This window comes from Winogradskyella sp. HaHa_3_26 (genome assembly GCF_019278425.1).
GTDB classification, from domain to species: domain Bacteria; phylum Bacteroidota; class Bacteroidia; order Flavobacteriales; family Flavobacteriaceae; genus Winogradskyella; species Winogradskyella undariae.
The window spans coordinates 658,069-673,107 of the sequence record NZ_CP058981.1 but is presented as its reverse complement, the minus strand read 5'-3'; the positions used below and the strand labels follow the sequence as shown (position 1 = coordinate 673,107).

Annotated in this window: 19 protein-coding genes; 9 read left to right on the top strand and 10 right to left on the bottom strand. The window is 31.5% G+C overall.

Annotation, left to right across the window (positions count from 1 at the left end; all coding sequences use genetic code 11):
* Window positions 1-73: 73 nt before the first annotated feature.
* Window positions 74-382 carry a T9SS type A sorting domain-containing protein gene (locus tag H0I32_RS02930; RefSeq protein ID WP_179314024.1) on the top strand — a complete coding sequence of 103 codons (309 nt, stop codon included), beginning with the start codon at window positions 74-76 and terminating at the stop codon, window positions 380-382.
* Window positions 383-605: 223 nt separating this feature from the next.
* Here the strand turns inward: H0I32_RS02930 and H0I32_RS02925 are convergent, their stop codons facing one another.
* Genes H0I32_RS02925 through recF form a run of 3 tightly spaced genes read right to left on the bottom strand, consistent with a single transcriptional unit; the run spans window position 606 to window position 2,449 of the window.
* Entirely contained in the window at window positions 606-902 is a 297-nt protein-coding gene (locus tag H0I32_RS02925; RefSeq protein ID WP_173586748.1) for a DUF721 domain-containing protein, read from the bottom strand.
* Window positions 903-947: 45 nt separating this feature from the next.
* The gene (locus H0I32_RS02920) at window positions 948-1,373 is read right to left on the bottom strand and encodes a lipocalin family protein (RefSeq protein ID WP_179314023.1); all 426 of its coding nucleotides are present in this window, start codon (window positions 1,371-1,373) and stop codon (window positions 948-950) included.
* On the bottom strand, window positions 1,370-2,449 hold the full coding sequence (gene recF / locus H0I32_RS02915) for a DNA replication/repair protein RecF (protein ID WP_173586750.1): 1,080 nt from the start codon (window positions 2,447-2,449) through the stop codon (window positions 1,370-1,372). Before recF ends, H0I32_RS02920 begins: the two co-directional genes overlap by 4 nt.
* Window positions 2,450-2,588: 139 nt before the next feature.
* On the opposite strand from recF, the gene H0I32_RS02910 reads away from it, so the two are divergent.
* The 8 genes from H0I32_RS02910 (at window position 2,589) to H0I32_RS02875 (ending at window position 9,132) form a co-directional block, all read left to right on the top strand.
* Window positions 2,589-3,362, top strand: a complete 774-nt coding sequence (locus H0I32_RS02910) for a tetratricopeptide repeat protein (RefSeq protein ID WP_173586751.1) — start codon at window positions 2,589-2,591, stop codon at window positions 3,360-3,362.
* Between the two features lie 3 nt (window positions 3,363-3,365).
* Window positions 3,366-3,872 carry a 6,7-dimethyl-8-ribityllumazine synthase gene (ribH, locus tag H0I32_RS02905; protein WP_179314022.1) on the top strand — a complete coding sequence of 169 codons (507 nt, stop codon included), beginning with the start codon at window positions 3,366-3,368 and terminating at the stop codon, window positions 3,870-3,872.
* 211 nt (window positions 3,873-4,083) lie between these two features.
* The gene (locus H0I32_RS02900) at window positions 4,084-4,299 is read left to right on the top strand and encodes a hypothetical protein (RefSeq protein ID WP_179314021.1); all 216 of its coding nucleotides are present in this window, start codon (window positions 4,084-4,086) and stop codon (window positions 4,297-4,299) included.
* Window positions 4,300-4,306: 7 nt separating this feature from the next.
* Window positions 4,307-4,591 carry a riboflavin synthase subunit beta gene (locus H0I32_RS02895; protein WP_173586754.1) on the top strand — a complete coding sequence of 95 codons (285 nt, stop codon included), beginning with the start codon at window positions 4,307-4,309 and terminating at the stop codon, window positions 4,589-4,591.
* Window positions 4,591-6,474: a DNA mismatch repair endonuclease MutL gene (gene mutL, locus H0I32_RS02890; protein WP_179314020.1), complete on the top strand. Its 1,884-nt coding sequence runs from the start codon at window positions 4,591-4,593 to the stop codon at window positions 6,472-6,474. Before H0I32_RS02895 ends, mutL begins: the two co-directional genes overlap by 1 nt.
* A gap of 3 nt (window positions 6,475-6,477) precedes the next feature.
* Window positions 6,478-7,230 carry a rhomboid family intramembrane serine protease gene (locus H0I32_RS02885; RefSeq protein WP_179314019.1) on the top strand — a complete coding sequence of 251 codons (753 nt, stop codon included), beginning with the start codon at window positions 6,478-6,480 and terminating at the stop codon, window positions 7,228-7,230.
* 2 nt (window positions 7,231-7,232) lie between these two features.
* A complete protein-coding gene (locus tag H0I32_RS02880; protein ID WP_173586757.1) occupies window positions 7,233-8,105 on the top strand; it encodes a rhomboid family intramembrane serine protease in 873 nt (290 codons plus the stop codon).
* A gap of 4 nt (window positions 8,106-8,109) precedes the next feature.
* The gene (locus H0I32_RS02875; RefSeq protein ID WP_179314018.1) at window positions 8,110-9,132 is read left to right on the top strand and encodes an endonuclease/exonuclease/phosphatase family protein; all 1,023 of its coding nucleotides are present in this window, start codon (window positions 8,110-8,112) and stop codon (window positions 9,130-9,132) included.
* Here H0I32_RS02875 and H0I32_RS02870 read toward each other — a convergent pair whose 3' ends face one another.
* From H0I32_RS02870 to H0I32_RS02840, 7 genes are all read right to left on the bottom strand, one after another.
* Window positions 9,133-9,441: a DUF6122 family protein gene (locus H0I32_RS02870; RefSeq protein ID WP_179314017.1), complete on the bottom strand. Its 309-nt coding sequence runs from the start codon at window positions 9,439-9,441 to the stop codon at window positions 9,133-9,135. It abuts the gene before it with no gap.
* A 74-nt stretch (window positions 9,442-9,515) separates the two neighbouring features.
* Window positions 9,516-10,136, bottom strand: coding sequence for a WbqC family protein (locus H0I32_RS02865; protein WP_179314016.1), 621 nt, complete (start codon window positions 10,134-10,136; stop codon window positions 9,516-9,518).
* A gap of 3 nt (window positions 10,137-10,139) precedes the next feature.
* A complete protein-coding gene (lepB, locus tag H0I32_RS02860; protein WP_179314015.1) occupies window positions 10,140-11,747 on the bottom strand; it encodes a signal peptidase I in 1,608 nt (535 codons plus the stop codon).
* A 115-nt stretch (window positions 11,748-11,862) separates the two neighbouring features.
* Window positions 11,863-12,564: a 4-hydroxy-tetrahydrodipicolinate reductase gene (gene dapB, locus H0I32_RS02855; protein WP_179314014.1), complete on the bottom strand. Its 702-nt coding sequence runs from the start codon at window positions 12,562-12,564 to the stop codon at window positions 11,863-11,865.
* Between the two features lies 1 nt (window position 12,565).
* The gene (locus H0I32_RS02850; protein ID WP_218841352.1) at window positions 12,566-13,111 is read right to left on the bottom strand and encodes a DUF5683 domain-containing protein; all 546 of its coding nucleotides are present in this window, start codon (window positions 13,109-13,111) and stop codon (window positions 12,566-12,568) included.
* 34 nt (window positions 13,112-13,145) lie between these two features.
* A complete protein-coding gene (locus H0I32_RS02845; RefSeq protein ID WP_179314012.1) occupies window positions 13,146-14,048 on the bottom strand; it encodes a ParB/RepB/Spo0J family partition protein in 903 nt (300 codons plus the stop codon).
* Between the two features lie 3 nt (window positions 14,049-14,051).
* Window positions 14,052-14,819, bottom strand: coding sequence for a ParA family protein (locus tag H0I32_RS02840; protein WP_173586765.1), 768 nt, complete (start codon window positions 14,817-14,819; stop codon window positions 14,052-14,054).
* Between the last annotated feature and the right edge of the window lie 220 nt (window positions 14,820-15,039).

Here is a 15,039-nt window from a genome sequence, read left to right as displayed (position 1 = left end):
GGCACGGTTTTCGATTAAGTGTAATTGTTATTTATTAATAATGACTAACTTAGTCCTTTAATCCCTACTTATTATGAAGCAAAAATTACTTATTTTATTATTTTTTATATCAGCATATTCTTTTGCTCAGGTATCTTCTGCTCAAATTGAAGAGTTTACGATATCTCCTAATCCTGCAAAAAGCAGTCTTAATATTACATTGTCAGATACTAATGATGATTTAAAATTGGAAGTTTTTGATGTTTTAGGAAAGCGAATATATAAAGGTGTAATCACTAAATTAGAGTCTTCAGTAAATGTCTCTAATTGGAAAAAAGGCGTCTATTTAGTTAGAGTCTCCGATGATAAAAAGACACAAACAAAGCGGTTTATAAAACAATAGTTTTAGAAACTGAAACAAAATAAAATACCAAATTCTTATAAAGTTTATTTAATTAACTTTTTATAGAATTTGGTATTTTTTTATGAAGTATAATGTCTTAAATAGTAACTGCTAAATTGGCAGCGCGAGAATTGTATATATATTAAATTCCGAATCGATAGAATTTCTTTTTTTTCTGAATTTATAATTTTAAAAGAAAACTTAATTCAATATAAAATGGCTTTTATCTAAGCACCAATTTTTTAACAACTTCTTTTCTTAGTGACTCATTAAGCATTTTTACAATCTTTTCTGTTCCATAACTTAATTCTTCACGCAGTACGCTAGAGCTAAGTTGTACATAGAGTGTATCGTGTTTTAATTCTATAGCAGTCGTGTAATTATTAACGCCATTTCCCATAAGGTTTGCCCATGCTTCTCGTACATCTACTTTATCTAAACCAGATTGTAGATTATTGGTTTTTACAAATTCTTTTAGAACGTCTTGTATAGTTTGATTGTCGTTATTGCGTTTTGCCATGTTCATTTACCTCTAATGAGGCGTCTCTTTTATTTGTGATTGATTTTATTTTTCTTCTAGGTCCAAATTTATTGGAACGTAACGTTTGTATAAATAGGTGTTTTCAGCTTCATTGGTAATTAAAAGACGTTCTGAAGTAGCTTCTAAAACAGTTTCTTTCCATTTTGAATATGGAGTTGTGTAATAGATATTTAAATCATTATCTTCAATTTTTAGTTGAATAGCTTCTGCATCATCAGATGTGTAATACGTATCATTTATTCCGGGTGTTAATTTTTTTCTAAAACCTTTTAAACTATCATTTACACTAATGAAATCTATGGTTTCATTGTATTTATATTCTTTTTTACTACCATCTGCCATAGTAACTTCCTGAATTTCCCAATAACCTTGTAGGTGTTCTATATTCGCTTCTTGATTTTTAGAACAGCTTAAGATAACAAGACAAATGAGCCAGAAATAATTTTTCATAATTTAAACATTTTATAAGATTGATGAGTTTGTTTTATCACATTTTCAGTTCGCTCTGCGTGTGTGTCGCTAATAAAAATCTGACCAAAATGTTCGTCATCTACGAGATTAATAATTTGCGCGACTCTGTTTTCATCTAATTTATCAAAAATATCGTCTAAAAGCAGAATAGGAGAGACGCCACTTTGTTGTTTTATAAAATCGAATTGCGCCAATTTTAAAGCAATTAAAAATGATTTTTGCTGTCCTTGACTTCCGAACTTTTTAATCGGAAAATCATCAATTAAAAATACTAAATCATCTTTATGTGTACCAACACTAGTGTAATGTAAAGCTCTATCTTTATTTATAGCATTGGTAAGTAAATTCTTTAATTCATTATCAAACAAATCACTTTTATATTGTAAGTCAATTACTTCTTTACTTTGACTGATGGCTTCATATCGCTCTTTAAAAATAGGAATAAAGGTTTTTAAAAAAGCATCTCGTTTTTTAAATATTTCAGTTCCGTAAGAGTGAAGTTGTTCGTTATATATATTAAGTGTGTCTGAATTAAAGGTATTGTTAAGTGCAAAATATTTTAAGAGCGCATTTCTTTGAGCTAATACCTTATTATAATTAATAAGTTCTAATAAATAGTATTTATCACTTTGCGAAATAACGCTGTCAATAAATTTACGTCGTGTGTCGCTACCTTCTATTATAAGGTCGCGATCCGCAGGCGAAATAATAACCAAAGGAATAAAGCCAATATGCTCGCTAAATTTTTCATAAGCTTTAGCATTTCGTTTAATTACTTTTTTTTGTCCACGCTTTAAAGAGACAATAATTTTTTCTGTACGTTCGTTTTTAGTGAAATTTCCATCAACGACAAAAAACTCAGCATTATGGTTGATATTTTGAACTGCAATAGGATTAAAGTAGCTTTTTCCGAACGCTAAATGATAAATTGCGTCTAAAGCATTTGTTTTTCCAATTCCATTGGCACCTACAAAACAATTGATTTTGGCGTCGAAATCGAAAACTTGACTTTCAAAATTTTTATAATTAACTAAAGATAGAGAGTTTAGATTCATGAAAACTTAACGTTATGCTTGGTTTTACTGCTGTAAAGGCACTTTTGAGTGAGTTTTTAATTATTCAAAAATAACAAATAAATAGGCTTTAAAATCCCAATAAAAATTTTATTTTTGCGCACGCACAAAATGACAGATTATGGCAACGTATAAGAAAAGAGGCTACAAACCAAAAACTAAAAAGGAAAAAGAGCAAGAGGAAATTATCGATGATAGTCACTCTACAACAGCTGAAGTATTTGATACTTTAGATGAAGGTGCTTCTAGAACTGAAGAATGGGCTGTAGCAAATCAGAAATATATTTTAGGTATTGTTGGAGCTATTGCTGTAGTAGTATTAGGATATTTAGGTTACAACAAGTTAGTATCAGAGCCACAACAAAAAGAGGCTATGAACGAAATGTACACAGCTAAAAAGTATTTTGACGATGCTGTTAGTGGTATCTCTTCAGATTCACTTTACAAAATGTCTTTAGAAGGTGGTGAAGGTAAATATGGTATGTTAGATATCGTTAGTGAGTATGGCGGAAGTCCTGCAGCTAACTTAGCAAACTATTACGCTGGTATGGCTTACTTAAACTTAAAAGATTACCAGAATGCAATTACTTATTTAAGTGATTTTTCTAGTGATGATAAAATGTTAAGTCCTATTGCTAAAGGTGGTATTGGTGATGCTTTTGTGCAATTAGATCAAAAATCTGATGCCTTAGGATATTACGAAGAAGCTTTTAAAGCTAACGTTAATGATTTTACAACACCTTTATACTTAATGAAAGCTGCACGTGTAGCTATTAGTTTAGGTGAAAATGATAAAGCTTTAAAATATTTAAAGCGTATTAAAACTGAATTTTCTGCTTCAACTGAAGCTAAAAAAGTAGATGTTTTAATAGGAAAAGTAGAAGCAAGCTTATAATATATGGCAACTGCAAATCATAATTTATCGGAATACGATAAAACAACAATCCCAAACGCGAAAGATTTTCGGTTTGGGATTGTTGTTTCAGAATGGAATGACGAGGTTACAGAAGGTTTATGGCAAGGTGCGTTTGACGCTCTTTTAGACTGTGGAGCAATTAAACAAAACATTGTTCGTTGGAATGTACCTGGAGCATTTGAGCTCACTTACGGTGCTGCTAGAATGAGTAAAAGCATTTATGCTAATTCTGGTATGTTAGACGCAATTATTGTTATAGGTTGTGTTATTCAAGGAGAAACTAAACACTTCGATTTTGTTTGTGAAGGTGTTACACAAGGTATTAAAGATCTTAATGTAAAAGGAGATATTCCTGTTATTTTCTGTGTACTTACAGATAATAATAAGCAACAATCTCTTGACCGCTCTGGTGGAATACATGGAAATAAAGGTACAGAAGCTGCGATCGCTGCTATTAAAATGGCCGTTTTACGCAAACATTCAGAATAAATTAAGTTCCTCTTTATTAATATAAAGATTACTATTTTAAAATAATCCACATCAATTATACTATTGGTGTGGATTATTTAATTTTAGAATACTATGTACTGCCATTCTACTCTTGGCACCCTTTTTGTTAATAATTTTAAGGAATCCTTAAGGGTTATTTCCTTGTATTTTCAGTACTTTTGAGATTAATCAAGTTTAAATTCAGAGTCATTTGTTTAAGCAAAGAAAAAATAAACGTTTTACTTACAAATCTCAACTTCAGGATTCCGATAAAAGCAAGTCGAAAGACGACTTCGAAACATTATGGAATGAAGCTAATGGTGGTAATAAACAACGTGGTAGTGCTTTAAAATCGTTACCCATACAGATTATTATCTTAGTTTTAATTTTTGTTTTAATTTATATCCTTGACGGATATATTAAATAAGAATACTATGGGGTTAATGAAATTAAAAAAAAATAAAAAGTATAACTATAAGCCAAGATATTATAAGGGTGATGGTAATCCTTTTGAGCTTAAACATAAGTTTGATGATCATAGAACAACGGTAAACCCTGAAAAGGGAATTAAAGGGAAATTTAATGCCGCTATTGACGATTATAGATACAATCAAGATGATAGTGTTAATAAGCGCGTCATTATTATAGTAGCAATATTAGTACTGTTATTTTTGTTTATTATTGGTTTTGATCTTACAATATTTTTCCCAAATAACTAATGTCAGATATTATTCAGCTTTTACCCGACCATGTTGCTAACCAAATTGCAGCTGGTGAGGTCGTTCAACGTCCAGCTTCTGTAGTTAAAGAGCTACTAGAAAATGCTATTGATGCTAATGCTACAGAAATAAAACTAATTGTTAAAGACGCAGGTAAAACACTCGTTCAAGTTATAGATAACGGAAAGGGCATGAGTGTTACTGATGCTCGCTTAAGTTTTGAGCGTCATGCTACTTCTAAAATTAAAAGTGCAGAAGACTTATTTCTATTAAATACAAAAGGATTTAGAGGAGAAGCTTTAGCTAGTATTGCGGCGATTGCACATGTGGAGCTAAAAACAAAACAGGCGGACGATGATTTAGGAACCACTATTGAAATAGAAGGGAGTGTTATTAAAACTCAAGAAGTTTCAGTAACACCTACCGGATCATCCGTGGCTGTGAAGCATTTGTTTTTTAACATTCCTGCAAGACGAAACTTTTTAAAATCAGATACTGTAGAATTACGTCATATTACAGATGAATTTCATCGTGTGGCTTTAGCGCACCCTAATATTGCATTTTCATTTTATCATAATGGAAGTGATATGTTTAATGTGCCAGAAGAGAATTACAGACAACGTGTGGTTCATATCTTTGGAACTAAAACGAATGAAAAATTAGTACCTGTTGAAGAAGAAACTGAAGTTTTAAAAATTTCAGGATTTGTTGGTAAACCCGAATTTTCTAAGAAAACAAAAACTGAACAATTTTTCTTTGTTAACCAACGCTTTATAAAAAGTCCATATCTTAATCACGCTATAAAATCGGCTTACGAAGGTTTGCTAAAGGATAGTTATCATCCTAGTTATTTTTTGAATTTAACAGTAGACCCTAAAACGATTGACATAAATATTCATCCTACAAAAACAGAAATTAAGTTCGATGATGAACATACGCTTTATGCTATTCTAAGAGCAGCTGTTAAACATAGTTTAGGGCAGTTTAATATTGCTCCGATTTTAGATTTTGAGCATCAAACAAATAACTTAAACACACCTTATGAATATAAGGATAAGTCGGCTTCAACACCGGCTATAGAAGTTGATCGTAGTTTTAACCCTTTTGCTGATGACTCTGGTTCAAGAATTTCTGGTAATGGAACAAGACAATCGGCTAAGAGTCCTAATACCGGATTTAAGTCGGCTCCAACAGCATCATGGGAGAGTTTATATGTTGGTTTAGAATCTAGAGGGAATAATTCTGAATCAGATTTTAGTCAAGTAACTTTTGAAAGTGAAGCAAAGGATACTTCTATTTTTGAAGATGCTTCTATTGAAACTACAAAAACAACATTTCAATTACAGCAAAAATATGTTGTAAGTACTCTAAAATCTGGGATGTTAATTATTGATCAAAATAGAGCACATCAACGTATCTTGTATGAGAATTTCTTAAAGCATATTACAATTAAAGAAGCGACAAGTCAGCAATTATTATTTCCGTTAGAATTACATTTTACACCGAGCGAGATTAATATTATTGAAGATTTAAAGTCCGATTTAGAGCATACAGGTTTTGTGTTTTCAGAGTTAGAAAATAAAACGGTAACCATAACAGGGGTTCCTGTAGGAGTACCAGAAAGTGAAGTGTCTATTATCTTAGAGCAATTGATTAGTGATGTAGAAAATGATGTGCCTGATGCCAATTTTAGTTCTACAGATTTATTAGCTAAATCTATGGCTAAAAGTTTAGCGATTAAAAACGGTCAATCTTTAAATAGTACAGAACAAGAACATATGGTAAATAGTTTATTTGCCTGCAAAGAACCTAATGTATCACCAGCTAATAGACCAACATTTATTACTATGGCTGTTGATGATATTGAAAAAAAATTCATGTAATTTATGAGACAAGGAATAACAGATGCTGTAAAGCATTTATTGATTATAAATGTTGTAATGTTCATAGGAACTATGACAATTGGAAATGGTGAAGCATTTTACCAATGGTTTGCGTTGTATTTTCCTCAGAATCCAAATTTTCAACCGTGGCAAATTTTAACTCACATGTTTATGCATGGTGGTTTTATGCATATTGCTTTTAATATGTTTGCATTATGGATGTTTGGTACTGCTGTAGAGCAAATATTTGGCTGGAAGAAATTTATTATATTTTATTTGCTTTCTGGTTTTGGAGCTGCTCTAATTCAGCTTGCATTTTTGTATTTTCAGTATAACATGGGGTTGACAACTTTAATAGATTCAGGCGTTTCTCAAACAGAAGTTGTTAGTATTTTAAGTGAAGGAAAATACAGTACTGCTTGGGTACCACTTTTAGGTGATCAGTTTGATAGTTTTGTAAGTGCATTTAATGGAACTATGGTTGGTGCTTCTGGTGCTATAATGGGGGTTTTAGTAGCTTTCGGAATGTTGTTTCCTGAGTCTAAATTGATGCTTATTTTCTTACCTGTGCCTATAAAAGCAAAGTATTTTATTCCTGGTATTATTGCCTTAGATTTATTCTCTGCAATTTCAGGTAGTTCTATATTTAGCCCTAGTAATACTGCTTTTATGGCACACGTTGGTGGTGCACTTACAGGTTTTCTTTTGATGTATTTTTGGAAGAAAAATGAAAATGATAAATACCGTTGGAACTAATTATGAGCACTTTTGATGATTTAAAATATAAGTTTAAGAATCTCGATGTTTTCGGTAAAATAATTGCCGTTAATGTTGTTGTATTCTTCATTGGTCTCATTTTTAAATCTTTACTAAGGTTTAATTTGTTTACCTATTTTGAACTGCCGTCTGGTATTATGGACTTTGTTTTTCAACCGTGGTCACTTATGACTTATGGTTTTCTGCATAATGGATTATTTCATATTGCATTTAACATGTTGTTTCTTTATTATTTATCTCAAATCACAACAAATTTATTTCGCTCAAAAATGATTCTAAATGTTTATTTTTTAGGAATTATTTTCGGTGGTTTAGCCTATTTAGCATTTAATAACTTATTACCATCATCTCTGGTAGGAGGTAATGGTGTATTGGTTGGTGCTTCTGCAGGTGTAAGTGCGTTATTAATTTTTGTAGCAGCTTATATGCCTAATAGTGAAATTAGGTTGTTTAACATGTTTAATGTAAAATGGAAACATGTTGCGATGGTTATTGTTGGTCTCGATTTAATTAGAATAATTATGGGGATTAATCAGGGAGGTTATGTAGCTCATTTTGGGGGGTATATTTTAGGTTATTTCTATGCAACCCAGTTAGTAAAAGGAACAGATATAGGAACCGGTTTTGAGCGTACTATGGATAAGTTTATGAATTTATTCAAACCCAAATCAAATCTAAAAACAGTTCATAAAAATAAGACTAAAAAGACGACTGTTAATAAGACTAAAAAGGATACTAGCGCGTTAGATAAACAGAAGAAAATAGATGTAATTCTCGATAAAATTAGTAAAAGCGGTTACGAAAGTTTAACGGCAGAAGAGAAGGCATTTTTATTTAAAGTGGGTAAAGATTAAAAGAATGAAGGGTTTAAAGTTAGGTAGTAAAATCATCTTTTTTATCAATTCGTTGGTGGCATTTTTATTGCTTATATCTTATGTTTTACCTTATATTCCACCAAATAATTTTGCTTCATTATCAGTCTTAAGTTTAGGAGTTCCATTACTTATTTTATTTAATATTATTTTCTTTTTATATTGGTTACTTCGTGTAAAGAAGCAATTACTATTATCATTGTTTGTTTTATTATTAGGGTGGAATCATATAAATTCTATGTATCATTTTTCATCTTCAGAACCTGTTAAGGATGATTCTGATTTTTCAGTAATGTCTTTTAATGTCAGACTTTTTAATAAGTTTGAATGGTTACCTAAAAAGACAATTAAAGAAGATATTTTAACTTTTATAAAGAAAGAACAACCCGATATTTTATGTCTTCAAGAATATAGAACATCAGAAGCTATTGATTTAGAAGGTTACTTTAGTTTTAATGCTAAACCTACTAAAGGTGTAAAAGGAGGTCAGGCTATTTTTTCAAAATTTTCAATAGTAAATTCGGGTTCTCTTGAATTTCCTAACACCTATAATAATGCCATTTTTGTAGATATTGTAAAGCAAAAAGACACGATTAGAGTTTATACAATGCATTTACAATCATCCGGAATTCAAACCGATGTAGAAAAGCTTAAAGAAGAAACATCAGATCATTTGTTTAAACAAGTAAGAACTACATTTAAGGCGCAACAAGATCAGGTTGAACTATATCTAAAGCATAAGTCAAAATCTCATTATAAAACAATTGTAACAGGTGATTTTAATAATACTTCTTATTCTTATATCTATAGAAAGGTAAAAGGGGACGATTTAAAAGATACATTTGAAGACGAAGGTGAAGGGTTTGGTAGAACTTATGATTTTAAATTCTTCCCAATGCGAATCGATTTTATTTTAGCTGATAAGGATTTTATAGTCAATAGCTTTAAAACTTTTGATGTTAAATTATCGGACCATTATCCTATTAAAACAACTTTAAAATTACCGTAATTACATTAGCGAACAATCTGCAATGTCCGCAATAATGTGTATTACTAATCCTAAGCCTATAAGTCTTGTTTTCTTTGGTATCAGTAATACTATATACAAAACAATGGCATAATAGCTGTGAAGTGGGTGAAAATTAATGCTACAGCGTCGCGGATCAAAGATAGGATTGGCCAATAGATGATCTAAATCTATGAGCATCCCTAAAAGCATAATTCCATAAGCCTTTAACCAATACGACTTGTAAAATAGAATAGCAATCACCAATGGTAATCCAAAATGTATACCGTAATGGATAGTAGATTGTAGCATCTTTTTCTTGTTGAATTATTATTTAAACTTCTTATAAAGTTAAGCAGATAACACGTTTCTAATTAAATAAAGATTTAGATACTTGGTAGCTGTTGTCGTTTTAAATACAATTCTGTATTTGGACCTTCATTAAATAAAAGGTCTAAAATACTCAGGTTAGGAATAAATCCGTGTTTCTCAGTAAATACTTGTGTGTAGGGTTGAAGTGATTTTACCTCTGCATTGCGTTTTACTAACTTTCTAAAGTCTGTTTTGTCAACAGGATTTTTTTCAAAATCAGTAGTGAACTCTGGTTTTATGTCTAATTGTATGCAATTTGCAATGACTTCAAAACTCTTCAAATTATAATCTAATATATAATTGAATTGTGTTTCAAAAAGTGGCATTAAATCATCTATATAATACTCAAAAAAAGGAGACATACTATAAGCCGATTGTAAAGACTTTAGTAGTAAAGGTTGCCATTGCTCTTCATTTGCAATTTTTACATCTTTATATAGTTGTCTGTTCTTCTGACTATAATTAACAGGTACAGTTAAGGCTAACTTACCGTTTGCACCATAGATTTCAACACGGTTTCTATATGATTGTTTTTGGTAATTATCACTCACTTCATAACACACCGTATCAGAATTAACTATGGTTAAAAATTGAGCAACGTTAGGAAAACAAGTCGGGTATATAAGACTTTTCAAAATCTAGCTTTGTTTAGCTTTTTTCTTTTTTCTCCATTTGTTGAAAAAAGTAATTCCTAAGACAAGTACAATAAAAGGAATTAAATAAGATGTTCTTTCATTACCTCCGCTAACGGTTGTAAAAATTCTATCCCATCTAAATTTCCAGTTTTTAACACCATCATTAATACCGTCAATACTCATCCAGATGAATACAGGTTTACCAAAAATATGATCGTTAGGTACAAATCCCCAATATCTACTATCAATAGAATTGTGTCTGTTATCTCCCATCATCCAATAGTAATCTTGTTTAAAAGTATAAGATGTTGCAGGTTGGTTATCAATAAAAATTTGATTACCTCTAGTTACAACTTCGTGACCTTCGTATTCTGAAATAGCACGTTTGTATATCGAAATGTTTTTAGTATTTATTTGTAAAGTTTCACCAGCTTTAGGAATCCACAGTGGTCCAAAGAAATCGGGGTTCCAATTGTAATTAGGATCTCTAGGGAAAATATTATCTCTTATACCTTCAGTTTCTTTAAATGGTACAATTGAAGCCACTTCAGGGTGTAATCTAAGCTTTGCAACAGCTTCATCTGTTGCAGCAGGGATTTTATAAGAACCTTCAGTAGAACCGTAACCTAAACCGTCTGTAATGTCATATTTTTTTAATATTTCTATTATTCTTGCAGGTTGTAATTGACGTTTAAAAGTGATGTCATAAGAAAATTGAAGGTGCGACCTTGGAGGTAGTTTGTTCTGTACTCCATTGATATACACATAACCATTTTTTATTTCTAAAGTATCACCAGCAACACCAACACATCGTTTTACTAAGTTGGTTTTTTTATCAATAGGCTTGTAGTAATTTCGTGCTGGATTAAAATTATTCATATCCAGCAATGTATCTGCAGGTTGATTAAATACCACAATATCATTACGCTCAACATTTTCAAAACCTGGAAGTCTTAAAAAAGGTAATTGAAGTTTATTAATCCAAGATGTTTTTCTTTCTTCAAAATTATCGTTGAATAAATATGATTTTTTTCCTAATACAGGAATTGTATCATGTACCATTGGTGCACCAACAGTAGTCATTGGTGTACGAGGTCCGTAATGTAATTTACTTACAATAAGGAAATCTCCGACTAATAAAGATTTTTCTAAAGATGAAGAAGGAATTACAAAAGGTTGAAAGAAATACGTGTGAACAATGGTAGCTGCAACTATGGCGAATAGGATAGAGGTTATCCATTCTCCTGTACCTGTTTTAGGTTTTAAGACTCTATTTTCAATGTAATTTACATCTGCGACATAGTTAAGGTAATACAAATAAAAACCTAGAGTAACAATACATAAAAGGGCATCTAACTTTGTGTCTTTTCCGTAAGCACGGGCCGTTTCTACCCAAGAAGCAGGAATCATTATAAGGTTTACAATTGGCAAAAACATTAAAATCACCCACCACCAAGGGCGAGAAATTATTTTCATTAATACCACAGCATTATAAATTGGGACAAATGCTTCCCAAGGTTTTTTACCAGCTTTAATGTATAACTTCCATGTTCCTAAACCATGAATAATTTGTATAATGAGTATAAAAATAAACCATTGTGTCCAGCTCATAACTTTATATTTTGTCTAAAATGTGTACTGCCAATTGAAATTCTAAAAAATCATTTTTGAATTTCAACTATTATAATTTTGAAATTATTTGAATTCGTTAATTTACGTTTGCAAATTAACCAATGTTTAATACATCTTTCATAGTAAAGATGCCTTTTTTATCTTTAATCCATTCTGCTGCAATTACTGCTCCCATGGCAAAACCTTGCCTACTGTGTGCCGTATGCTTAATACTTATAGAGTCTATCTCTGAATTGTAGGTGACTTCATGGGTTCCAGGAACTCCTTTAATACGTTTTGCATCGATATGGATTTCATTAGGTTTAGGGGCTTCTAGCGTCCAATTTTTATAATTAGTTTGTGCTATAATTTCTTCGGCTAAAGTAATCGCCGTACCACTTGGAGCATCTAATTTCTGGGTATGATGAATTTCTTCTATTTCTGTAGTATATTCATTAAAGCCCGATATTAATTCACTTAATCGTTTATTGATTTCGAAAAATATATTAACACCTAAACTAAAATTAGAAGCATATAGAAATGTTCCATTTTTAGATTTACAATAATTAGTAACATCTTCATATTGATCTAGCCAACCTGTTGTCCCTGAAATTACAGGAACTCCTGCATCTATTGCTTTTTTTATATTAGATACTGCTGCTGTTGGGATGCTAAAATCAATAGCAACATCAGCCTCAGAAAAATCATCATTAGAATCTGTATTAGATACCTTAAGTACGATACTATGGTTGCGTTCTATCGCTATAGTTTCAATGCTTTTTCCCATTCTGCCATAACCGAGTAAAGCTATTTTCATATTAAAATTTATAATTAAGTGTTAGTCCTAAATCCCCTGTGTTTTCCAATTGGTTATACTGGTAATGCGGACTTAAGCTTAGATTTTCATCAACATTAAATTGAAGTAAATGCGCATCTATGTTTGCGTCTAAAATATTTAAGGCATAAAAACCAAGGGTGACTAAAAGAGATAATTCTTTATTTTTTCTAAATTGTTCTTGTGCTCTAATAAGTCCGTCGTCTGAAATTAAATCATAAAACTCGTCATCTTTAAAACCAGCTAAACGTCTTTTGTAGGCATCTCTATAACGATCATATTGCTTATCGTTTCTAGAATAAAAGTAGATACTTGTACCAATAGCACCCCAAACAATAGGGATTTTCCAATATTTTTTATTGTATGCTTGTCCTAAACCTGGTAGAATCGCAGAATAAAAAGCCGCTTTAGAAGGGCGTAAAGGATCAATTTCTTTTTTTGTTAAAATAGAATCGGTAACTATAAAAGGACTTTCTTTTAAATCAATGCTAGTGCTGTCTTTTTCTTTTTGAGAAAATGATAATAGCATTGAAAATAAGCATAGTATAAGACTGTAAAAACCTTTATTTGTCACGCTGAACTAATTTTTTAATCCTGTTAAAATCTTCTTCAGAATGAAAAGGGATGGTTATTTTACCGCTTCCATTCTTCGCTACTTTAACGTCTATTTTGTGTCCAAAGTATTCCGAAAAATCCTTAACTCCACTTGTAATATTCTTTGGGATCTCTAATTGTGGTGTTTCAGGCTTAGAAGGTGTATCAGAATTTAGATTTTTTATTAATTGTTCTGTAGCTCTAACTGAAAGTTTGTTAGTGATTATTTTTTCATAGACATCAAGTTGGTCTTCCGGACTTTCAATATTAACCATCGCTCTACCGTGGCCCATACTTATAAAACCATCTCTCATTCCGGTTTGGATTATCGGATCTAATTTTAATAAGCGTAAGTAATTAGCAATCGTAGATCGTTTTTTTCCGACACGTTCACTCATTTGTTCTTGTGTTAATTGAATTTCATCAATTAAACGTTGGTAGGATAAGGCAATTTCAATAGGATCTAAATCTTGACGCTGAATGTTTTCTACCAATGCCATTTCTAAAGACTCTTGGTCATTAGCTATTCTTATATAAGCAGGTATAGCATCTAAACCAATTAATCTGGAAGCTCTAAAACGACGTTCTCCAGATACCAATTGGTATTTGTTAAAAGCTAATTTTCTAACAGTTATAGGTTGAATAACACCAAGTTCGCGAATGGATGAGGCGAGTTCTTTAAGTGAATCTTCATTGAAATTTGTTCTAGGTTGAAAAGGGTTGACCTCAATACTTTCTATATCGAGTTCTACTATGTTACCAACCACTTTATCAGCATTTGTATCTTCTGCAGAATTTATATCATTCTCAGGATCCTTCAATAATGCTGAAAGTCCACGTCCTAATGCTTGTTTTTTAATTGCCTTGGCCATTTATTATAATTCGTTTTTCTTTATAAGCTCTTTAGCTAAATTTAAATAATTTACTGCTCCTTTACTAGTTACGTCATAGTTTATAATGCTTTCACCATAACTAGGTGCTTCACCTAAACGCACATTACGTTGTATAATGGTATCGAAAACCATATCGCTAAAGTGTTTTTGTACTTCTTCTACAACTTGGTTTGAAAGACGTAAACGTGAATCAAACATAGTAAGTAATAAGCCTTCAATATCTAACGATGCATTATGTATTTTTTGTACACTTTTAATAGTATTTAACAGTTTACCTAAACCTTCAAGTGCAAAATATTCGCATTGGATAGGTATAATTACAGAATCTGCAGCTGTTAAAGCATTCAATGTTAGTAAACCTAGAGATGGAGCACAATCAATTAGAATGTAATCATATTCAGATTTTAAGTCTACAATTGCTTTTTTAAGCATGTATTCTCTTTGTTCTTTATCTACAAGTTCTATTTCGATAGCTACAAGATCAATATGTGCAGGCAGTATATCTACATTTGGAGCATTGGAAGCTACAATAGCTTCTTTTGCGGTAGCCGTATGTTCTAAAACTTGGTACGAACCTATTTCAACAGCATCTACGTCAAGACCTAAGCCCGAACTAGCATTGGCTTGTGGATCTGCATCGATAAGTAGAACCTTTTTCTCTAGTGCACCTAAAGAAGCGGCTAAATTTACTGAGGTTGTGGTTTTGCCAACACCTCCTTTTTGGTTTGCTATCGCAATGATTTTGCCCATTTTATATCTTGGATTCAGTTAATACCTTCTCATGTTATCGTCTGAGAGCCAATAAGCCTTGCTAGAAAGCAAAAGCTACGTCATTTCAGAACCGAATAATTCCATAATAAGTCCACGGTAAAAATACGATTATTTACGACTTTAAGAAATTGAAGTTGTTAACACTTGTATAAAAAAAGCAGCCTTCATAATCATGTTATGAAGGCTGCTAGGAACTAGA